At 67.9% G+C, this 19,746-nt stretch carries 19 protein-coding genes; 11 read left to right on the forward strand and 8 right to left on the reverse strand.

Going from position 1 to position 19,746, the window contains the following annotated elements:
• The first annotated feature begins 630 nt into the window (after positions 1 to 630).
• Positions 631 to 1,431, forward strand: a complete 801-nt coding sequence (gene fabI / locus NFW05_RS10900) for an enoyl-ACP reductase FabI (RefSeq protein ID WP_295306337.1) — start codon at positions 631 to 633, stop codon at positions 1,429 to 1,431.
• Between the two features lie 78 nt (positions 1,432 to 1,509).
• Here the strand turns inward: fabI and NFW05_RS10905 are convergent, their stop codons facing one another.
• The 7 genes from NFW05_RS10905 to NFW05_RS10935 form a co-directional block, all read right to left on the reverse strand.
• The gene (locus tag NFW05_RS10905) at positions 1,510 to 2,649 is read right to left on the reverse strand and encodes an acyl-CoA dehydrogenase family protein (RefSeq protein ID WP_295306340.1); all 1,140 of its coding nucleotides are present in this window, start codon (positions 2,647 to 2,649) and stop codon (positions 1,510 to 1,512) included.
• A 96-nt stretch (positions 2,650 to 2,745) separates the two neighbouring features.
• Positions 2,746 to 3,573, reverse strand: coding sequence for an SDR family oxidoreductase (locus tag NFW05_RS10910; protein WP_295306343.1), 828 nt, complete (start codon positions 3,571 to 3,573; stop codon positions 2,746 to 2,748).
• 73 nt (positions 3,574 to 3,646) lie between these two features.
• Positions 3,647 to 4,837 carry a lipid-transfer protein gene (locus NFW05_RS10915; RefSeq protein WP_295306346.1) on the reverse strand — a complete coding sequence of 397 codons (1,191 nt, stop codon included), beginning with the start codon at positions 4,835 to 4,837 and terminating at the stop codon, positions 3,647 to 3,649.
• A gap of 123 nt (positions 4,838 to 4,960) precedes the next feature.
• Positions 4,961 to 5,833 carry a DUF3313 domain-containing protein gene (locus NFW05_RS10920; protein ID WP_295306348.1) on the reverse strand — a complete coding sequence of 291 codons (873 nt, stop codon included), beginning with the start codon at positions 5,831 to 5,833 and terminating at the stop codon, positions 4,961 to 4,963.
• Between the two features lie 34 nt (positions 5,834 to 5,867).
• Complete coding sequence (locus NFW05_RS10925) at positions 5,868 to 6,638, reverse strand: lytic transglycosylase domain-containing protein (RefSeq protein ID WP_295306350.1); 771 nt, start codon at positions 6,636 to 6,638, stop codon at positions 5,868 to 5,870.
• A gap of 255 nt (positions 6,639 to 6,893) precedes the next feature.
• Complete coding sequence (locus NFW05_RS10930) at positions 6,894 to 7,184, reverse strand: DUF1330 domain-containing protein (protein ID WP_295306353.1); 291 nt, start codon at positions 7,182 to 7,184, stop codon at positions 6,894 to 6,896.
• 145 nt (positions 7,185 to 7,329) lie between these two features.
• Positions 7,330 to 7,836, reverse strand: coding sequence for a periplasmic heavy metal sensor (locus NFW05_RS10935; RefSeq protein WP_295306356.1), 507 nt, complete (start codon positions 7,834 to 7,836; stop codon positions 7,330 to 7,332).
• 218 nt (positions 7,837 to 8,054) lie between these two features.
• On the opposite strand from NFW05_RS10935, the gene NFW05_RS10940 reads away from it, so the two are divergent.
• The 4 genes from NFW05_RS10940 (at position 8,055) to NFW05_RS10955 (ending at position 12,780) form a co-directional block, all read left to right on the forward strand.
• Positions 8,055 to 8,771 (forward strand): response regulator, encoded by a 717-nt coding sequence (locus NFW05_RS10940; protein ID WP_295306359.1) that lies wholly within the window; start codon positions 8,055 to 8,057, stop codon positions 8,769 to 8,771.
• A complete protein-coding gene (locus tag NFW05_RS10945; protein ID WP_295306362.1) occupies positions 8,768 to 10,102 on the forward strand; it encodes an ATP-binding protein in 1,335 nt (444 codons plus the stop codon). Before NFW05_RS10940 ends, NFW05_RS10945 begins: the two co-directional genes overlap by 4 nt.
• Positions 10,103 to 10,226: 124 nt before the next feature.
• Positions 10,227 to 11,177, forward strand: a complete 951-nt coding sequence (locus NFW05_RS10950; protein ID WP_295306365.1) for a DUF533 domain-containing protein — start codon at positions 10,227 to 10,229, stop codon at positions 11,175 to 11,177.
• Between the two features lie 49 nt (positions 11,178 to 11,226).
• On the forward strand, positions 11,227 to 12,780 hold the full coding sequence (locus NFW05_RS10955) for a protein adenylyltransferase SelO (protein ID WP_295306367.1): 1,554 nt from the start codon (positions 11,227 to 11,229) through the stop codon (positions 12,778 to 12,780).
• Positions 12,781 to 12,843: 63 nt separating this feature from the next.
• Here the strand turns inward: NFW05_RS10955 and epmB are convergent, their stop codons facing one another.
• Positions 12,844 to 13,884 carry an EF-P beta-lysylation protein EpmB gene (gene epmB, locus NFW05_RS10960; protein ID WP_295306368.1) on the reverse strand — a complete coding sequence of 347 codons (1,041 nt, stop codon included), beginning with the start codon at positions 13,882 to 13,884 and terminating at the stop codon, positions 12,844 to 12,846.
• A gap of 37 nt (positions 13,885 to 13,921) precedes the next feature.
• Here epmB and efp point away from each other — a divergent pair, with 37 nt between their 5' ends.
• The 6 genes from efp (at position 13,922) to NFW05_RS10990 (ending at position 19,513) form a co-directional block, all read left to right on the forward strand.
• Positions 13,922 to 14,491: an elongation factor P gene (gene efp, locus NFW05_RS10965; protein WP_295306371.1), complete on the forward strand. Its 570-nt coding sequence runs from the start codon at positions 13,922 to 13,924 to the stop codon at positions 14,489 to 14,491.
• A gap of 63 nt (positions 14,492 to 14,554) precedes the next feature.
• The gene (gene epmA, locus NFW05_RS10970; protein WP_295306374.1) at positions 14,555 to 15,502 is read left to right on the forward strand and encodes an EF-P lysine aminoacylase EpmA; all 948 of its coding nucleotides are present in this window, start codon (positions 14,555 to 14,557) and stop codon (positions 15,500 to 15,502) included.
• 74 nt (positions 15,503 to 15,576) lie between these two features.
• A complete protein-coding gene (locus NFW05_RS10975; protein ID WP_295306377.1) occupies positions 15,577 to 16,239 on the forward strand; it encodes a TlpA disulfide reductase family protein in 663 nt (220 codons plus the stop codon).
• A gap of 14 nt (positions 16,240 to 16,253) precedes the next feature.
• Positions 16,254 to 17,354 carry a transglutaminase family protein gene (locus NFW05_RS10980; RefSeq protein WP_295306380.1) on the forward strand — a complete coding sequence of 367 codons (1,101 nt, stop codon included), beginning with the start codon at positions 16,254 to 16,256 and terminating at the stop codon, positions 17,352 to 17,354.
• A 46-nt stretch (positions 17,355 to 17,400) separates the two neighbouring features.
• Complete coding sequence (locus NFW05_RS10985) at positions 17,401 to 18,123, forward strand: winged helix-turn-helix domain-containing protein (RefSeq protein WP_295306383.1); 723 nt, start codon at positions 17,401 to 17,403, stop codon at positions 18,121 to 18,123.
• Entirely contained in the window at positions 18,110 to 19,513 is a 1,404-nt protein-coding gene (locus NFW05_RS10990; protein WP_295306386.1) for an ATP-binding protein, read from the forward strand. Before NFW05_RS10985 ends, NFW05_RS10990 begins: the two co-directional genes overlap by 14 nt.
• The last annotated feature ends 233 nt before the right edge of the window (positions 19,514 to 19,746 follow it).

A 19,746-nucleotide genomic window follows, 5' to 3' on the forward strand; every position in this document is an offset into this window, starting at 1 on the left:
TTATCCTAAACACGCTTTCCAGGCGTGCGACTTAAACCACTCATCCATCTCTCCGGAGGGCGGGATTCTAGCAGAACGCCCGACCTTGACAAGGCGCCGGCGACGATCACCGCTCGTCACACAGGTCGGCTCGCTCGCGCGAGTGAGCTGCCCGGCTGGCCAACCCGCGTCGATCCGGCGGCCGCAGCAGATCCGGCCTTTCGCGGGCGCCTGGCTACTTCCAGCGCCATCAGGTGACACTGCCTGGCGCTCTCTTCAGCGTCTCCAGCCCCTCGTCCGTACCGACGCGACCGACTGAGCTGAACCACCGCGATCTCCCGAAGGAGTCGGGGCAGAGTGCGGTGTGCCGGCATGAAGCCGGACTCGACCCCGGGCAAGCGGACACGCCGAGACGCCGTGGGCTTGCCCTGGCCTTCGCCCGGTGGTCATCATGAGTGATGAGCAAGTGATGTCGTCAGCCGACGAATGAACTTACCCCCCACCGCATCGCCCCGATGACGGCCGTTCCCCCGCCCCCCCGGCCGGCTGGCCAGATCTCCGGGGAGACCGGCGGATCGCTTATAATTCGCCCGACTGACGGATTCGGCCGAGACCCTGGCCGAAGAGCCACCTTGAATGACCGGAGAACACATGGGATTCCTCGCAGACAAGCGCATTCTGATCACCGGCGTGCTGTCCAAACACTCGATCGCCTACGGCATCGCCAAGGCCTGCCACCGCGAGGGTGCCCAGCTGGCCTTCACCTATCAGAGCGAGCGCTTTCGGGAGCGGCTGAACAAGTTCGCTGGCGAGTTCGACAGCCAGCTGGTCTTCGCCTGCGACGTCGCCGAGGACGCCGAGATCGACAGGCTGTTCGCCGATCTTGCAGGGCACTGGGACGGGCTCGACGGGCTCGTCCATTCGATCGCCTATGCACCGAACGAAGCGATCGAGGGCGACTTTCTCGACGGGATGACCCGCGAGGCGTTCCGCGTCGCGCACGACGTCTCGGCCTACAGCTATCCGGCTCTCGCCAAGGCCGCGCGACCGCTGCTCCTCAAGGGCCGTCACCCGGCGTTGCTCGCCCTCTCATACCTCGGTGCCGAAAGGACGATGCCCAACTACAACACGATGGGCCTCGCCAAGGCGAGTCTCGAAGCGGCGACGCGTTACCTCGCCTTCTGCCTCGGCCCGCAGGGGATCCGCGCCAATGCGATCTCCGCCGGACCGATCAAGACGCTGGCCGCCTCCGGCGTCGGCAACTTCTCGCGCCTGCTCGCCTACAACGCGCACAACGCCCCGCTGCGCCGCAACGTGACCATCGACGAGGTTGGCAACGCGGCAGCCTTCCTGCTCTCCGATCTGGCCAGCGCGATCACCGGCGAGATCCTCTACGTCGACGGCGGTCTGAACACGACGGCGCTCGGCAATCCGGAGCCGCTGCCAGGCTGAGGACCGGGCGGCGAAGCGCCACGCGGCGGTCGCCGTGCGAGCCCTCGGAAAGGCGATCCGGGCTGCCGCCCCCAACGATCAGGGCAACTGCCGGGCGATCAGTTCCTTCATGATCTCGTTGCTCCCGCCGTAGATCCGCGCGACGCGCGAATCGGCCCAGGCGCGGGCGATCGGCGACTCCCACATGTAGCCGTAACCGCCGTGCAGTTGCAGGCAGGCGTCGAGCACCTTGCTCTGCAGATCGGTGCACCAGTACTTGGCCATCGACGCAGCACTCGCGTCGAGTGCCCCAGCCATGTGCAACTCGATGCACCGATCGACGAAGACGCGGGCGATCTGCACCTCGGTCATCGCCTCGGCGAGGGTGAAGCGGGTATTCTGGAATCCGATGAGTTCGCTGCCGAACGCCTTGCGCTCACGGCAATGGCGGCAGGTCCATTCGAGCGCGGCTTCCATCTGCGCGACCGCGGTGATCGCGATCTGCAGGCGTTCCCACGGGAGTTCGGTCATCAGGCAGGCGAAGCCCCGGTTCTCCTCCCCGAGCAGGTTATCGAACGGAACGCGGACGTCGTCGAAGAACAGCTCGCAGGTGTCCTGGGCCTTGAGCCCGATCTTTTCCAGCCGGTTCCCCTTCGAGAAACCGGCCATCGTCGTGTCGACGACCAGCAGACTGATGCCCTTGGCGCCCTTCGCCGGATCGGTCTTGGCGACGACGACGACGAGGTCGCAGTGCCAGCCGTTGGTGATGAAGGTCTTCGACCCGTTGACCAGGTAGTGGTCGCCCTGGCGCAGCGCGGTCGTGCGAACCGCCTGCAGGTCCGACCCCGCTCCGGGTTCGGTCATCGCGATCGCAGCGATCATCTCGCCGGTGGCCATCCGCGGCAGGTAGTGCTGGCGGACCGCCTCGCTGCCGTAGCGCAGCAGGTACGGGGCGACGATGTCCGAGTGGAGCGCCCAGCCAAGCAGATTCTGCACCGCGCGGCGCGCCGGCTGCTCGAAGAGCACGACGCTGTACAGCGCATCGGCCGCGGCACCGCCGTACTCCTCGGGCATCGACGAGCAGAGGAAGCCCGCCTCGCCGGCCTTCAGCCAGACCTCGCGATCGATGTACCCCTGGTCCTCGAAGCGCCGGTAATGCGGAGCGACCTCGACCTCGATGAAGCGATCGACCGACTCGGCGAACTGCCGATGCTCCTCGGCGAAGATCGTTCGCGGCATGGCCAATTCGTAATCCTCCCGCTCGCCGATCAGCGCCAGCCGGGCGCCATCGGCAAGTCTTCCCGCAGCCGCCGGCCCAGCCGTCCTGCGCGCCGATCAGATCCGGAAGCCACCGCCGCAGACGAGCAGTTCGCCCGAAACGTAGTTCGCCTCGGGATAACAGAGCATGACGATCGCCCCGGCGGCTTCCTCTGGCCTGCCGCCCCGACCGAGCGGAATCATCGCTTCCATCTGTCTGAGCAGTTCCGGGTTCACGCCGGCCCGGATCTGCCGGCCCTCGATGTCCAGCGTCGCGTCACCGTCGGCCGGCGCACTCGTCAGCCGGGTATTGATCAGGCCAAACGCGACGCAGTTGACGTTCACCCGGTAGCGCCCCCATTCCTTGGCCAGCGTGCGCGTCAGACCGACGATTCCGGCCTTGGCCGCGGCATAGTTGGCCTGACCGGCGTTGCCGCCGACGCCGGCGATCGACGAGACATTGACCACCTTCCGGTAGACCTCCAGACCAGCCTCGGCTTCGCGGCGAGCGGCGCTGCGAATGAACTCGGCCGCCGCGCGCAGGATGCGGAAAGGCGCGGTCAGGTGCACGTCGAGGATCGCCTGCCACTGCTCGTCGCTCATCTTCTGGATCACGCTGTCCCAGGTGTAGCCGGCGTTGTTGATGATGATGTCCAGCCCGCCGAAGCCGTCGATCGCCGTCGAGACGAAGCGCTCGGCAAAACCGGGAGCGGTGACGCTGCCGGCACAGGCCAGTGCCTGGCCGCCTGCGGCGACAATCTCGGCCACGGTCTGTTCGGCCGGCGCAGTGTCGAGGTCGTTCACCACGACCCGCGCACCTTCCGCAGCCAGCTTCAGCGCCACCGCCCGTCCGATCCCTCGTCCCGAACCGCTGACGATTGCCACCCTGCCTGCGAGCTTGCCCATTCCGATCTCCTCATTCTGTCCATCACGCCCTGACTGCCCCCGGCCCGCTCGACACACGTCCCGGGGCCAGGCGTCATTCCGAGCGCTGATAAAGCGTGACGACGCACGCGCCGCCGAGTCCGAGGTTGTGCTGCAGCGCGATCCTCGCATTGTCCACCTGACGCGCACCGGCCTGACCGCGCAACTGCTCGACGAGTTCGACGCATTGCGCGAGGCCCGTTGCACCGAGCGGATGGCCCTTGCAGAGCAGGCCGCCCGACGGGTTGGTGACCACCCGCCCGCCGTAGGTGTTGTCGCCGTCGGCGACGAAGCGCGCGCTGCCGCCTTCGGGGCAAAGCCCGAGCGCCTCGTAGGTGAGGATCTCGTTCTGCGCGAAGCAGTCGTGAAGCTCGACGACGTCGAGGTCGGCCGGGCCGATTCCCGCCTGCTCGTACACCTGCCCAGCGGCTTCGCGGCTCATGTCGGCGCCAACCAGCGCGATCATGCTGCGTTCCTCGAAAGTCCCCGGCCGGTCGGTGGTCATCGCCTGCGCGGCGATGACCACGCGGCGATCGAGATCCATCCGCCGGGCAAAGTCTTCGGAGACGAGCACGGCCGCGGCTGCCCCACAGGTCGGCGGACAGGCCATCAGACGCGTCATCCCGGCCTCCGCGCAGATCAGCGGCGCGTCGAGCACTTCCTGCTCGCTGACCACCTTGCGCAGCAGCGCCGTCGGGTTGTTGGCCGCGTGTCGGCTGGCCTTGGCCCGCACGCGTGCGAACAGATCGGCACCGACTGCGTAACGATCCATGTATTCCCGGCCGGCACCGCCAAAGTAGCGCAGCGCGAGCGGCACCGGATACGGCGCGATCTCGGCACAGAGTTCATCGAAGCGAGCAAAAGGCGACGGCCGGTCGTTCCAGTACTCGGTCAGCGCCCCGGGGCGCATCTGCTCGAAGCCGAGGGCGAGCACGCAATCGACTGCTCCGGATTCGACGAGCTGGCGGGCCAGGTACAGTGCCGTCGAACCGGTCGAGCAGTTGTTGTTGACGTTGACGATCGGTATTCCGGTCATCCCGACCCGATACAGCGCGCGCTGGCCCGAAGTCGAGTCGCCATAGACGTAGCCGACGATCGCCTGCTCGATCGCCCGGTAATCGAGGCGCGCATCGTGCAGCGCCCTGGCGGTCGCCGCCGCCGCCATCACGTCATAAGGATCGCTTGCCCCGGGCTTGGTGAATGGCACGGCGCCGACCCCGGCGACGAAGGCTTTTCCTGATCTCACGCGCGACTCCTCGACCGCTCAGGGAGATTGATGGATGGGACGATCGACGGAAGGACCCACACTGCGCGAGCAGCCGGAGCGCGACAGGTCTGCTGGCGAAGACCCCGGGCTCCCTCCGCCCGGCTACTGGGCCGGCGTCACCCCGCGCAGAACGGCCAGTCGCTGCGATATCTGCCGGGCCCACTTGTCGAAGGCGTCACGCGCGTACGACCAACTCTGGAACGAGCTCATATAGCCCTTGACCCAGGTTTCGGTCGCCCCCGCCGCGCCGGAGTCGACCTCGGCCGCATATTTCCGCCCGATCTGCGTGTCGGCGCACTCGCCGATCACAGCGTTGCTCGCTCCGTCGAGAAACTGCATCTCGATGCCCGTCTCGCCGAGATACGGCGTCGAGCCCGCCGGCCGACCGCTCGCCGGACCCGAAGCCGCTTCGGCTGCGAAGCCGTAGGGAATCGCAGTTCCGAGAACGCTACGGCTGACCTGAGTCGGCACCAGATTGGTCAGTGCGATGCGCAGGACCAGCACCCCGGGACCGGGCTCGTCGACGATCCGGAACTGCGGCTTGAGGTCCCTGACCAGCGCCTTGTGGAAATAGTCCACCAGCGCCTTGAGGTCGGTCGGGTCTACGCCCTCCTGCTGATCGGCCTTGAGGCTCACGAGAATGCGCGTGATCAGCACCTTGTCGTAGCGCGCGAGGTTCACCTCGGGCTTCCGCCAGCACAGCGCGCCGTCGCCCCCGGAAGCCGTGGTCAGCCGCGCGTAGTCGGTCAGGAAGCCGGTGCGGGTGATCCGCGACGGGTCACTGGCGGTGACCGATGCCGATGGCCCGGTCAGTTCGGCACAGCCACCCAGCAGCACGGCGATCAGCCCACCGGCCAGGGCAGCCCCGCCCAGCCGACGCGTCTTCTTCAGGCACGCTGGCGGCACGGTGGTGAAGGAAATGGCGGATTCTTGTGGGTCGACCATCGGTTCGATCTCCGAACGGAAAAGCATCATTGTACGCCTCCCGGCGACCTCCGGTCGCGGCCGATCAGTCGCTGACCTTCGCCGCCGACAGCGGCAAATCCCGGCGTCCCGGGAGCGTCAGGTAGAGCCTCCTGCCGGATTGACCCGACCGGGTAAACACGTTTCCCACGCTTTTCTGAGCCGGCTGATCCGATTGATAGAGTCTGAGGAACTGCGTCACCACCTGAACGTAGTTGCGGGTCTCGGGATAAGGGGGAATCCGGCGGTTGTGCTGCTGGACGGCCCCTTCTCCGGCGTTGTAGGCGGCGATCACCAGTTCGGGCTGATCGGGGAACATCCGGACGAGGTCGCGCAGGTAGCGCGCGCCGACACGGATGTTCGTCTTCGGGTCGCTGAGCTTTTCCTCGACCGTCTTCTTCGTGTCGGACTGGAGCCCGTAGCGCGAGGCGGTCGCCGGCATGACCTGCATCAGGCCGATGGCCCCCTTCGGCGAGACGGCTTCGGGATCGAAGCCCGATTCGGCAGCCATGATCGCCTTGAGCAGCGTGGAGTCGACGGCGAACTCGTCGCTCGCCAGCTTGAGCAGTGGTTCGAACTTCCGCAGGTTGGGATGATTGGCCAGGTGGCGCAGCAGAGCAGGGTTCGCGGAACCCGTCCCGGCCACTTCCGGCGCGAGGAACTGCCCGCCCTGGAGAAACAGCTTGTACCGTGAATCGAGCTTTTCGGTTGCGAAATGGGCGACACCGTGCTCATCGACGAAGCCGAAGACGCTGGCCAGCGCGTTGCTGGCAGCGACACTCAGGGCAATCGACAGGATCAGATCAGACAGGCGCATCGACGATTCGCGGTCCTCGGACGCCCCCAGAAGCCTCGCAACGGAGTGGCTGCCGCCAGGCCGGCCTGGTCCGGGCGAGCAGCCGCGCCAAACGTGCCGGACGGCTCACGACCCTGCGCTTCGGGGGTGGGCCCCGAGTATGCCGAGCCGTCGGCCCGGCTGTCAAGCCCGCCATCCGGCGGGCGATCCGCAGGCGCGATCGTCGTCCCTCGGCCGTAGCGCATCATGCACCGTGACCGACGCTGCCCTGCCCCCTCAGCCGGCAGAGAACGAGAGCAGCAGGACTTCCGCGGCCTCCTCGCGCAATGGAATCAGCGCGCGATACGCCTCGGAGGCATACCAGTCAGCGATCGCCGCCGTATCGGGGAAGCCGATCACCACGACGTCGCTGTGCGCATGTTCGCCAGCGAGCACCGCCGCTCGCCGGCCCCGGAAGATCAGTTCGGCCCCCCACGGCGCGAGGGTCGCCGGCACCCGGCTGCGGTAAAGCGACCACTTGTCGGCGTCGCGGACGGTGATGTGTCCAATCACGTAGGCCTTGTGCATCGCGCCGTTCCTCCATTTCGCCTTGCGGCGACGTCGCAGCGTAGCACGAAAGCCGTGACCTCCCGCCCGACCGGATTTCGCGGGGTGGCTTCTCGCCGCCTGCGAGGCCGCGGGCGATCGCCGGACACCGTTCGCAGCGCTCCCGTCACCGGCCGGGCGGTCCTCCGGGACCCGCGCGCCGGCCCTCGCCCATCCTCTCGATCCGGGTCTTCAGGAACAGGCGGGCCTTCTCCTTCTGGGCGCCATCGAGGCTGTCGTAGACGGCCAGCCAGCGCTCGCGATCGGCGTCGCGTGCCTGGCGACCGGCCTCGCGGGACTGGTCCATCCGCCTGAGCACGGCGCGCAGATCCGCGCCCGGCTGGCTGAGCGCAGCGAGCGCCTCCTGGCGATCCCGGCGCATCTGCTCTCCGCGCTCGCGGAAACTCGCTTGCGTCGTCCGTTCGGCCTCCTGCCAGAGGGCTTCCTGCTTCGGGTCGAGCTTGAGTTCGTCGTGCAGGCGCGCCATCCCCTGGAAGGGGTGACCGGCCGACCGCTCGCTCGGGCAGCCCCTCGGTCCGCAGCCCTCGGGCGGAATGGCCATCGCCGCCGTGGTCGCGCCGAGGCAGAGAGTCAACGCCGCGAGCAGCGGCCGTATGCTGATTTTCGCATTCATCGTCAGTCTCCTTGTGTCAGGGGGATCGATCGCCGCCGGAGCCGTCGTACCCGGCGACCGCGACATTGTCGTCGGCTGGCGATTGCAGACGATTTCGCGGAAATTGCAGTCGGTTTCGACTTCTCCGCCGTCGGTTGCAAATTGTTGCCGGGGTTCGTGCGTGGCGCCGCGGGCGGCATAGAATGGCACCATCACCCCGCGGCCAGGGCACGGACGAGATGAAGAAAATCCTGCTGATCGATGACGACGCCGAACTCCGCCAACTGCTGGCGAGCTACCTTGGGCGACACGGATTCGACACGCTGCTGCTCCCCGATACTCGCCAGCTCGACGCCTTTCTCGATCGCTACGAGCCGCAACTGCTGATCCTCGACCTGATGCTCCCCGGTGAGGACGGGCTGGCCGCCTGCCGGCGACTGCGTGCCCGCGGCGAGATGCGCCCGATCATCATGCTCACCGCGCGCGACGATCCGGTCGACCGGGTCATCGGACTCGAGATGGGCGCGGACGACTATCTCGGCAAACCCTTCGACCCTCGCGAACTCGTCGCGCGCATCGAAGCGGTCCTGCGCCGTGGCTCACGGACGCCGGCCACTCCCGAACCGGCCGGGCAAACCGAGCGCTTCGGCAACTGGACCTTCGATCGGGCCAAACGCCAGCTGCTCAGGGACGGCCAGGTGACCACGCTGACCAGCGGCGAGTTCGCACTGCTCAACGCGCTGATGGCCCACCCCAACCGCCCGATGAAGCGCGAGCGACTGCTCGAGTTGACCCGTGGCGAGAGCAGCGAGGCTTTCGACCGGGCAATCGACGTGCAGATCCATCGCCTGCGCCGGCTGATCGAGAACGACCCGGCTCGTCCTCGCTACCTGCAGACCGTCTGGGGCGTCGGCTACGTCTTCGTCCCCGATTCGCCGACCGACCCCGGGCCGTGAAGCGGCAGCTGTTTCCCGATTCGCTGGCCGGGCGCACCGTCCTGCTGGTCATCGCGGTGATCGCCGTCGCGGAAATCGCCACCTTCTCGCTGCTCGGCCATTTCCGGCGGACTTCGCACGTCGCCCAGACCGTCCAGGCGATCGCCAGGCAGGTCCGCCTGCTGCAGGTCGTCCTCCCCGGTCTCGACGAGCGCACGCGACGCGCACTGAGCAGCGCGGAAGCCAGCGAGCCAGCACTGCAGCTGCACCCCGACGGCAGCGCCGTCCCGCGCGGCGAGCCGCAGTTTCGTTTCGCTCGGCGCCTGGCCGACCAGCTCGCCGAGCATCTCGGCGAGCCCGTTCTGCTGCGTCACGGCAACCCCGGTCAGCGCGGCGGCTTGTGGATCGGCTTTCTGGCCGGTGGCGAGCGCTGGTGGCTCGAGTTGCCGCCGCCCCGCTTCGAACCGCAGGCTCTGCCGTCGGACCTGTGGGTCTTTCTCGCGCTCACCCTGGCCGCCGTCCTGCTGATCGCCGGCTTTTTCGTGCGCGGCATCGTCGGTCCGCTGGCCCGACTCGGCGACGCCGTCGCGGCGACCGGCGGCGGCGCCGCACGGACCGTGCGACCGGAAGGACCCCTCGAGGTCAGACTCCTCGCCGAACGGCACAACACGATGCTCGACCAATTGGCCAGGGCCGCTGCCGAGCGCCGCGAGATGCTCGCCGGGCTGACCCACGACCTGCGCGCACCGCTGACCCGCCTGCGCCTTCGTCTCGCGCTGCTCGAAGAAGGCAGCGAACGCGCCGGACTGGTCCGCGACGTCGACGACATGGAACGAATCGTCGGCCAGTGTCTGGCCTTCCTGCGCAGCGAGGCCAGCGACTCGACGCCGGAGCCGCTGGCCATTACCCCCCTGCTCCGTGACGAGGTGCGGCGACAGCATGAACTCGGCCGGCCGGTCGAGCTGGCCGTCGACGAGACGGCAACCGAGTGCCGGGTGGCGATCGCCGCGGGCAACCTGCAGCGGCTGCTCGACAACCTTGTCGACAACGCCCTGCAGCACGGTGCCCCGCCGGTTCATGTGCGCCTGCACCGCTTCGCCGAGACGCGGGTCGCGCTCAGCGTTCGCGACCACGGCCCGGGAATCGCCCGCGTCGACCGGGCACGCGCGCTCGAGCCTTTCGCACAGCTCGAGCCGGCCCGGGCCACCGACGGCAGCTGCGGACTCGGCCTGGCGATCGTTCGCCGGATCGCTGCCGGCTGCGGTGGAGAAGTCGTCCTTGGCGACGCGCCCGGAGGTGGCCTCGAAGTCGTCGTCCGGCTGCCGATCTGCGGCGCGGGCGATCTGGCCTGAGCGGCTGCGGCGGATGGCCGATGCCCGCCGGCGGCCGCCCGATCACGGTGCCGCGCCTTGATCGCCCGCGGGAACTCGTGGATACTGGCCGGGACAAAGCTGAAGGTCGCCGGAGATCACGAGCATGAACGAGCACGAGCAGAAAGCCATCCTCACCCTCTGTCTGATGGCCGCCTTTGCCGACGGCCACAAGGACGAGGCTGAACGCGCCGAGCTCAGGCGCATTGCCGACGCATTGGCCGGTGAGGCGACGATCAACATCGCCGCGCTGTATCAGGACGTGCTGCTCAGGCGCGTCTCTCTCGGATCGGCGGCGGCCGCGCTGTCGACACCCGAAGCACGCCAGCTCGCCTTCGAGATGGCGGTCTGCGTCTGTGACGCCGACGGTTCCCAGTCGCCGGCGGAGCAGGCGTTTCTCGGCGAGCTTCGCGCAGCCCTGACGCTCGAGTCAGGACCGTCGGCAGCCTACAGCCAGAAGGTCGAGCAGGTGGCCGCGCTACCCCTGCACGACGCGGCGACAGTGTCGCTGCCGCCGGCCGCCGGCTACGCTTCGACACTCAGCGAAAGCGAGATGGACAGGCTGATCCTCAACGCTTCGATCCTCAACGGAGCGCTCGAACTGCTGCCTGAATCGCTGTCGACGATGGCCATCATCCCGCTGCAGATGAAACTCGTCTACCGCATCGGCAAGGCTTACGGATTCGAGCTCGATCGCGGCCACATCAAGGACTTCCTGGCCACGGTCGGCGTCGGCCTGACTTCGCAGTATCTTGAGCAGGCCGGCCGCAAACTGATCGGTGGCCTGCTCGGCAAGGTCGGCGGCGGCCTGCTGCGCGGCATCGGCAAGCAGGCGGTCAGTTCGGGGATGAGCTTCGCGAGCACCTATGCGCTCGGCCAGGTGGCGCGGCGCTACTATGCCGGCGGGCGCAGCTTCTCGACGCAGGTGCTGCGCGACAGCTTCGCGAACCTGCTCGGCGAGGCGAAGAGCCTGCAGACCCGCTACCTCCCCGAAATGCAGGCCAAAGCGCGAACGCTCGACGCTGCCCAGATCGTCGACCTGGTCAGGAGCGCCTGAGGCTCACGCCAGGCAACCGGTCGGCGGATGTGCGCTTCGGCCTGCGACGATGCTCCGCTTCGACAACCGTTTCCTCCGCGAGCTGCCCGGCGACCCCGAGCAGATCAACGAGCCGAGGCAGGTTCATGGGGCGTGCTGGTCGGCAGTCGCCACGACGCCAGTCGCTGCCCCGCGGCTGGTCGCCTATGCCCGGGAAGTCGCCGAAGCGCTCGATCTCGGTGAGCAGGACATGGCCAGACCGGAGCTGGTCGCCGCGCTGGCGGGCAACGCGCTGCTCCCCGGAATGGTCACCTATGCCTGCTGTTACGGCGGCCACCAGTTCGGGCACTGGGCGGGACAACTCGGCGATGGGCGGGCGATCTTTCTCGGCGAGGCGGTCAACCGCGCCGGCCAGCGTTTCGAATTGCAGCTCAAGGGCGCCGGCCCGACGCCTTACTCGCGTCGCGCCGACGGACGGGCGGTGCTGCGTTCGTCGATCCGCGAGTTCCTGTGCAGCGAGGCGATGCATCACCTCGGTGTGCCGACCACCCGCTCGCTGAGCCTGGTCAGCACCGGCGAGAAGGTCGTCCGCGACATGTTCTACGACGGACATCCGGTCGCCGAACCGGGTGCGGTGGTCTGCCGGGTCGCCCCGTCGTTCACCCGCTTCGGTCACTTCGAGATCTTCGCCGCCCGCGGCGACCAGCAACTGCTGCAGCGCTTCGTCGAGTTCACGATCCGCCGCGACTTCCCGGAACTCGACCTCGACCCGGCGCGAGACCTGGCCGGGTGGTTCTCGGTGATCTGCGAGCGCACCGCCCGCCTGCTCGCGCACTGGATGCGCGTCGGCTTCGTGCACGGCGTGATGAACACCGACAACATGTCGATCCTCGGACTGACCATCGACTATGGCCCGTACGGGTGGATCGACAATTTCGATCCCGGCTGGACACCGAACACGACCGACGCTTCGAGCCGACGCTACTGTTTCGCACGTCAGCCGGCGATCGCCCGCTGGAACCTCGAAAGGCTGGCCGACGCGCTGGCCGTGCTGTCTCCCTCACCAGCGGATCTCGCCGCCGGACTCGAGCACTACGATGCCGTCTATGCCGCCGAGTTCTGCTCCGCGTACGCCGCGAAGCTCGGTCTCCGCGACTGGCACCACGACGACGCCGACCTGCTCGAAGACCTTTTCGATCTGATGCATCGCGCCGAGATCGACATGACCGACTTCTTCCGCAGCCTCGCCGCGCTCGACGTCGATCGACCGGCCGTGGAAACGGTCGGCAGTTCTTTCTACCGCGACGATCTGCGCCAGCGCCACGCCGACGACCTCGCGCGCTGGCTGGCGCGCTACGCCGCGCGCCTGCGTCTCGACGGCCTGCCGGCGGGCGTCCGCGCGGCGAGGATGAACGCGGTGAACCCGCGCTACGTCCTGCGCAACTATCTCGCGCAGCAGGCGATCGACGCGGCCGAACAGGGCAACCCGCAGATGATCCACGAGCTGCTCGAGGTGATTCGCCACCCCTATTCCGAGCAGCCGGGACGCGAAGCGATCAGTGCCAGGCGTCCCGACTGGGCCCGCCACCGCCCGGGATGCTCGATGCTTTCGTGCAGTTCCTGAGCAGGCGCGGATCGCCGACGACTCCGATCGCCGCCGCAGCAGCCGCACGGCGGGCCGACGCGCTCACCGTCCCGTGCTGGCGGTGCTGGCCAGGATCGGCACCTTCGACGGCGCCTGCGCGATCTCGCGGACGAAGCGCGGAACGAGATAGCCCGGCAGGCGAGTGAGCAGGGCCTGCTGGAGGAGAATCGCCCGCTCGTCGGGAACGGCGAAGTGCGCGGCGCCGGCGACCCGGTCGAGCAGGTGCAGATAGTAGGGCAGGACACCGATCGCGAACAGGCGCTCGCTGAGTTCGGCGAGCACCTCGACCCGATCGTTGACTCCGGCGAGCAGGACCGCCTGGTTCAGCAGGACGATTCCCTCACGGCGCAGCAAAGAGAGCGCCTCGGCCACCGAGTCGTCGAGTTCCCGCGGGTGGTTGGCGTGGATGACCAGGCTCGTCTGCAAGCGGCTGGCGGCGAGCAGTCCGACCAGGCCGGGGCCCAGGCGATCGGGGACGACGACCGGCAACCGGCTGTGAATGCGCAGCCGGCGGACGTGAGGAATCGCCTCGATCTGCCCGATCAGCCATTGCAGCTGGCGATCGGAGACCGAGAGCGGGTCGCCGCCGGAAAGGATCACCTCGGTGACCGAGTCGTCACGACGAATGTAGTCGAAGGCCTGCGCCCAGCCCTCGCGCGAAGGACGGTTGGCCGCATGGGCGAAGTGCCGGCGAAAGCAGTAGCGACAGTGGATCGGACAATGACCGGTGACGATCAGCAGCACCCGCCCGGCGAACTTGTGCATCAGACCCGGCACCCGGTTCGCCGAGGCCTCGGCGAGCGGATCATCGACGAAACCCGGGACCGCGAGCCGCTCGGCGAGCGTCGGCAGAACCTGGCGGAGCAGCGGATCGGCGGCGTCGCCCGGCCTCATGCGCGCGATGAAGGCATCGGGAACGCGCAGCGCAAACGCCGGAAACGGGTCGGCGGCGAGGTCTTCGGCGGCCAGTCCGAGTCGCCCGAGCAGTTCGTCGCCGTCGCGGCACACCCGGCGCAGCGGATGTTTCGTGCCGCCCTGGTGAGACGACTCGACCTGCAAATCGGCCGGTCTTCGCGCTATCATGGCGCCCTTTCTTTCGACCGTCTCACAAGGTGATCCAATGCCGACCTATTCTACCAACGAATTCAAAGCAGGCCTCAAGGTCATGCTCGACGGCGACCCGTGTTCGATCCTCGAGAACGAATTCGTCAAACCCGGCAAGGGCCAGGCTTTCAACCGCGTCAAACTGCGCAACCTGAAAACCAGCCGCGTCTGGGAGAAGACCTTCAAGTCCGGCGACACGCTCGAGGGAGCCGACGTCATCGACCGCGAACTCCAGTACCTGTACAGCGACGGCGAGTTCTTCCACTTCATGGAGCCCGAGAACTTCGAGCAGTATCAGGCAAGCGCCGCCACCGTCGGGGACGCGTCCCTCTGGCTCAGGGAGCAGGCGATGTGCACGGTCACCCTGTACAACGGGGCACCGCTGGCGGTCAGCCCGCCGAATTTCGTCGACCTCGAAATCGTCGACACCGAACCGGGCATTCGCGGCGACACGGCGACCGGCGGCACCAAGCCGGCGAAGCTGTCGACCGGTGCGGTCGTCAAGGTTCCGCTGTTCGTCAATCAGGGCGAGATCGTCCGCTGCGACACGCGCTCGGGCGAATACGTTTCGCGCGTCAAGGCCTGACCGTCCCCGGCGACGGCCTCCGCTTCGACCCGGTCGCTCCGCTGGCGCCAGCCACTGCAGGCGATGTCCGGCCAGCTCTGGCAGCCGAGCGCGCCGCTCGAGAATCTGAGACGCCGCGCGCAGATCCTCGGACAGATCCGCGAGCACTTCGCGCGGCACGGCGTTCTCGAAGTCGAAACGCCTCAGCTCTGCGCGGCGACCGTGACCGACCCGCACCTCGCCAGCCTGCGTGTCTCCGGCCACGGCTTCCTGCAGACCTCGCCCGAATACGCGATGAAGCGCCTGCTGGCCGCAGGCAGCGGACCGATCTACCAGATCGCCCGGGCCTTTCGCGGCGAGGAGAGCGGGCGCCTGCACAACCGCGAATTCACGCTGCTCGAGTGGTACCGCCCCGGCTGGTCGGTCGACCAACTGATCGAAGAGGTCGCGGCGATCGCTCGCCTCGCTCTCGGGGACTTGCCGGTCGAACGACGCCGCTACCGTGATCTCTTCCGGGTCCACCTCGGTCTCGACCCGCTGACCTGCCCGACCGCTGACCTTCGCGCCGCGGCCTGCGCGCATCGCGACCTCTCCTTTGCCGAAGCCGACCGCGACACCTGGCTCGAACTGCTGATGAGCGAGGTGATCGAGCCGCGCCTCGGCACCGGCGTGCTGACCTTCGTCGTCGACTATCCTCCCTCGCAGGCGGCGCTCGCCCGTCTCGACTTCGATGAGCAAGGCGATCCGGTGGCCGGTCGCTTCGAGCTCTACGCGAGCGGCGTCGAACTGGCCAACGGCTACGACGAACTGGTCGACGCCGGCGAACAGCGCGCCCGCTTTGCCGCCGACCTCCGCCAGCGGCAGGCGCTCGGACTCGCCGAGGTGGCCCTCGACGAGAACTTCCTGGCCGCCCTCGCCTCGGGCCTGCCGCCGTCCTCCGGTGTCGCACTCGGCGTCGATCGGCTGGTGATGCTCGCCGCAGGCGCGACGACGCTCGCCGAGGTCATCGCCTTTCCGGCTTCCCGCGCCTGATCGTCGCTCACGCCCGGGCCCGGTGAGCGCTGCGCGGCAGCGCCGCCAACCGGCACAGCCGAAGCCGGGGAAAGATGAGACAATGTGCGCCGGGTGGTCTGTGCTACCACCAGAGGATCGCGCCTGGAGACAGGCACTGGACGGTCGCGGGGGCTTCCGCCTCGGGGCCTTTGTTCTGCCATCGGGAGAAATCGCTGAACTCGCATCTGCGCGCGGCACGCTACCGGGCCGCCCGCCGGCTTCTCGCTGCCGCGATCTGTCTCATCGCCGCAGCGTCGCCCCGCGCGGCCGACCCGGGCGCCGAGGGCAACCAACTGCTGGCGGTTCCGGGAAGACCGATGCCGGTCGCCGGAGATGGCCCGCTCCACCGCTTCCTCGCTGCGCACGGCGGTAGCGCGGTGCTGATCGCCTTCTGGGCCTCGTGGTGTGACCCCTGCCGCCACGAGATGCCCGCGCTGCAACGGCTCGCCCGGCGCTGGACAGCGCCGGGCCTGACCGTGGTCACGGTCGCCGTCGCCGATAGCCGCAAGGCGGTCGACGATTTTCTGACATCCCGTGCGCTCGACCTTCCGGTGATCCACGACCCCGACCAGAGCGTCAGCCGGCAGTGGGGCGTGCGACTGATCCCGACCACGCTGATCCTCGACGCTCAACATCGCCCTCGCCTGCGCGGCGAGGGCCCGATCGACTGGAACTCCCCGGCCACCGAGCGGAGTCTCCATCGCTTGATTCATTGAACCAGGAGACAGACATGGACCGTCGTCAGTTCGTCACCTCGAGCGCACTGCTCGCTGCTGCCGCCACTCTCGGGTGGCGCCGCAGCCTGGCTGCGCAAGGCGGCTTCAAACCCTCACCTGCATACGGCTGGCGGACCTTCGAGGTCGGCATCCGCGCCGAGCCGGCGCAGACCGGCAGCGCGACGCGAGTCTGGCTGCCTCTGCCGTCGATCGACGATGCCGAGTGGAGCAGGCCGATCTGGACGACCTGGGAGGGCAACGCGCGCAGTTCACGAATCGTTCGCGACCCGGAGTCCGGGGCCCTGATGCTCGTTGCCGACTGGGCAGCCGGCGACGAAAAAGCCTTCGTCGAAGTTACCAGTCGGGTCGCCACGCGCGACCGCGCGCTCGACCTCGCCCGTCCGGCACACGTGCCGCCGCTCGACGAGGCAGCGCGCCGGAGCTGGACGAGGCCGACCCGCCTCCTGCCGACCGACGGCATCGTGTACGAAACCGCGGCACGGATCACCCGTGGCGCGAAAACCGATCTCGACAAGGCAAGAGCGATCTACGAGTGGGTCGTCGACAACACCGCGCGCAATCCGAAGACTCGCGGCTGCGGCCTCGGAGACATCCGGGCAATGCTCGAGTCCGGTGACCTCTCGGGCAAGTGCGCAGACCTCAACGCGCTCTACGTCGGACTCGCCCGTGCCGCCGGCCTCGCGGCCCGCGACGTCTATGGCATCCGGGTGGCCGATTCGCGCTTCGCCTACCGCAGCCTGGGCAAGAGCGGCGACATCAGCAAGGCGCAGCACTGTCGGGCCGAAGTCTGGCTGGCTGGTTTCGGCTGGGTGCCGGTCGATCCGGCCGACGTCCGCAAGGTCGTCCTCGAAGAACGACCAGGACTGACCCTCGGTGACGAGATCGTCGTCGCCGCGCGGCAAGAGCTTTTCGGCGCGTGGGAAATGAACTGGATGGCCTACAACTGCGCCCACGATCTGCGGCTTCCAGGTTCGGCGGGCCCGGAGATTCCGTTCCTGATGTATCCCTGCGCAGAAAACGGCGCCGGGCGCTACGACAGCCTCGACCCGGACGGATTCCGCTACCGGATCAGCTCGCGCGAAGTCACCAGCTGACGCGCCGGCGGTTTATCGTGAAGCGACAACCGGCTATGATTGCACCATGAAGACACGCATCCTGCTGGTCGAGGACGACGATCGCCTCGCCCGACTCACCGCCGAGTACCTCGCCAAGAACGGTTTCGACGTGCTCATCGAGTCGCGAGGCGACCTCGCCGAAACGCGCATAGCCGAGGAGCATCCCGAACTCGTCGTTCTCGACGTGATGCTCCCCGGGAAGGACGGCTTCGAGGTCTGCCGGGCGGTCCGCCCCGCCTACCAGGGCGTCATCCTGATGCTCACCGCCCGCGACGAGGATTTCGACCAGATCCTCGGCCTCGAACTCGGCGCCGACGACTACATCGCCAAGCCCGTTCAGCCGCGCCTGCTGCTCGCGCGAATCAAGGCGCTGCTGCGCCGCGCCCCGGGCAGTCCGGGCACCGCGCCGGGTGAAGCCCGCGAAGCCGGCGAGCCGGTCGAACTGGCCTTCGGACACTTCCGCATCAGCCAGGCGACGCGCAGCACGCACCTCGGCAAGGAGAGCATCGAACTGACCACCGCCGAGTTCGATCTCCTCTGGCTGCTCGCCCGCCACGCCGGGAACATCCTCTCGCGCGACGACCTCCTCCAGGAGTTGCGGGGAATCGGCTTCGACGGACTCGACCGATCGATCGACGCGCGCATTTCGCGGCTGCGTCGCAAGCTCGGCGACGATCCGGAGAACCCGACGCGCATCAAGACCGTACGCGGCAAGGGCTACCTGTTCAGCAAGCATGACTGGCAATAGCCGCCTGCTCGCGATCCTCGGAACGTACAAGCCAGCTCCCTGGCGCGGTCGCTACAGCCTCTCCCGGCTGTTCTTCAACTTCTACCTGCTGGTCATGGGTTCCTTCGTGGCCATCGCGCTCTTTGCCGACTTCGTGATCTCCAACGCGGTCAAGGGGATCACCGACGACTACACGCGGAAGCTGATGCGCGGAACCGTACTGCTGATCGAGGACGAACTGTTCCGCAAGCCGCGCGGCGAATGGGGCCGGACGATCGAAGCGCTCGACCGGAAATTCGCCTACAGGCTCGACATCGTCGATCGCTGGACGCTCAACCTGCCGCCCGAAGAAGCGGAGAAGCTCGACGGTGGGGAACTGGCGATCGACGACGAGGGGGACATCATCTATCACCGGCTCAAGCAGACGCCACTGATCCTCGTCCTGGGCCCCATTTCGCCCGAGCGCAACCCCGAGTATCAGCGCGGGCTGCCGCTCGACCTGCGGATCAGCCTGCTGACCTGGAGCCTGATCGGCGTCTGCCTGGCGATCGTCGTGTGGCTGTGGGTGCACCCCGTCTGGCGTGACCTCGAAGCGATGCGCCAGACGGCGCGCTCGCTCGGTGAAGGCCTCTTCGAGGCGCGCGCACCGGAAATGCGCAGCAGCGCGCTTGGCCCGCTCGCCGAGACGCTCAACGGCATGGCCGAGCGCATCCAGCGGCTGATCGCCATGCAGAAGGAACTGTCGAACGCGATCTCGCACGAGTTGCGGACGCCGATCGCGCGCCTGCGTTTCGCGCTCGAGATGCTCGCCGAAACGGAGGATCGGCTCGAACGCGAACGCTTGTCGCAGCTGACCGAGGCCGACCTCGACGAACTCGACGGGCTGATCGACGCCAGTCTGACCTACGCGCGCTTCGAACGCGAGCAGCCCGAGTTGCAGTTGAGCTCGGTCGAGCTCGCTCCGTGGCTCGAGGAACAGGTCGAGGCCAGCCGCCTTCTGGCGCGCAAGCTCGACCTGCGCGTCGATACCTCGACGCTCCCGCTCCGGCTGCACGTCGAGCTCGACCGGCGCACGATGCCCTACGCGGTCGCCAATATGCTGCGCAACGCGATCAAATACACCCAGACGCTCATCCGGGTCAGCGCAGAGCTATCCGGCGGACGCGTCCGGATCCACGTCGACGACGACGGCATCGGCATTCCGGCGGACGAGCGCGAACGCGTCTTCTCGGCGTTTACCCGCCTCGACCGCTCGCGCGACCGGGCAACTGGCGGCTACGGACTCGGACTCGCGATTGCCCGGCTGGTGCTCGAACAGCATCACGGCTCGGCGACTGCCGGCGAGTCGCCCTGCGGCGGCGCGCGCTTCACTCTCGAATGGCCGTTGTCACAGAGTGTCACGGAAAGCTGACGCAATTCCTGAAGACCCGAAGGCGCCCGGACGTTTAACATTCGCTCCATCAAGGAAACAACGATCAAGGAGACGAGATGAGCGACTTCAGACTGAACTGCGACCGGCTGCTGGCCGTCACGCGCGAGCACTTCTTCGCCAGTGACGAAGAGGCCCGGAGCCAGGACGACCCGAGCGACGACGAGCCGACGCGCCACTTCGGCGACGCGGGCCATCGCGCCCTCAACTGCGCA

Origin of the sequence: Accumulibacter sp. (assembly GCF_023806625.1) — a bacterium.
Lineage (GTDB): Bacteria > Pseudomonadota > Gammaproteobacteria > Burkholderiales > Rhodocyclaceae > Accumulibacter.

Excerpts from the sequence above, each read along its gene's own strand:
- NFW05_RS10975 (WP_295306377.1), top strand. The coding sequence starts at position 15,577 with ATGAGACAATGTGCGCCGGGTGGTCTGTGCTACCACCAGAGGATCGCG.
- NFW05_RS10980 (WP_295306380.1), top strand. The coding sequence starts at position 16,254 with ATGGACCGTCGTCAGTTCGTCACCTCGAGCGCACTGCTCGCTGCTGCC.
- NFW05_RS10930 (WP_295306353.1), bottom strand. The coding sequence starts at position 7,184 with ATGCACAAGGCCTACGTGATTGGACACATCACCGTCCGCGACGCCGAC.
- NFW05_RS10905 (WP_295306340.1), bottom strand. The coding sequence starts at position 2,649 with ATGCCGCGAACGATCTTCGCCGAGGAGCATCGGCAGTTCGCCGAGTCG.
- NFW05_RS10920 (WP_295306348.1), bottom strand. The coding sequence starts at position 5,833 with ATGATGCTTTTCCGTTCGGAGATCGAACCGATGGTCGACCCACAAGAA.
- NFW05_RS10935 (WP_295306356.1), bottom strand. The coding sequence starts at position 7,836 with ATGAATGCGAAAATCAGCATACGGCCGCTGCTCGCGGCGTTGACTCTC.
- epmA (WP_295306374.1), top strand. The coding sequence starts at position 14,555 with ATGTCCGGCCAGCTCTGGCAGCCGAGCGCGCCGCTCGAGAATCTGAGA.
- NFW05_RS10990 (WP_295306386.1), top strand. The coding sequence starts at position 18,110 with ATGACTGGCAATAGCCGCCTGCTCGCGATCCTCGGAACGTACAAGCCA.
- NFW05_RS10940 (WP_295306359.1), top strand. The coding sequence starts at position 8,055 with ATGAAGAAAATCCTGCTGATCGATGACGACGCCGAACTCCGCCAACTG.
- epmB (WP_295306368.1), bottom strand. The coding sequence starts at position 13,884 with ATGATAGCGCGAAGACCGGCCGATTTGCAGGTCGAGTCGTCTCACCAG.
- NFW05_RS10950 (WP_295306365.1), top strand. The coding sequence starts at position 10,227 with ATGAACGAGCACGAGCAGAAAGCCATCCTCACCCTCTGTCTGATGGCC.
- NFW05_RS10910 (WP_295306343.1), bottom strand. The coding sequence starts at position 3,573 with ATGGGCAAGCTCGCAGGCAGGGTGGCAATCGTCAGCGGTTCGGGACGA.
- efp (WP_295306371.1), top strand. The coding sequence starts at position 13,922 with ATGCCGACCTATTCTACCAACGAATTCAAAGCAGGCCTCAAGGTCATG.
- NFW05_RS10925 (WP_295306350.1), bottom strand. The coding sequence starts at position 6,638 with ATGCGCCTGTCTGATCTGATCCTGTCGATTGCCCTGAGTGTCGCTGCC.
- NFW05_RS10985 (WP_295306383.1), top strand. The coding sequence starts at position 17,401 with ATGAAGACACGCATCCTGCTGGTCGAGGACGACGATCGCCTCGCCCGA.
- fabI (WP_295306337.1), top strand. The coding sequence starts at position 631 with ATGGGATTCCTCGCAGACAAGCGCATTCTGATCACCGGCGTGCTGTCC.
- NFW05_RS10955 (WP_295306367.1), top strand. The coding sequence starts at position 11,227 with ATGCTCCGCTTCGACAACCGTTTCCTCCGCGAGCTGCCCGGCGACCCC.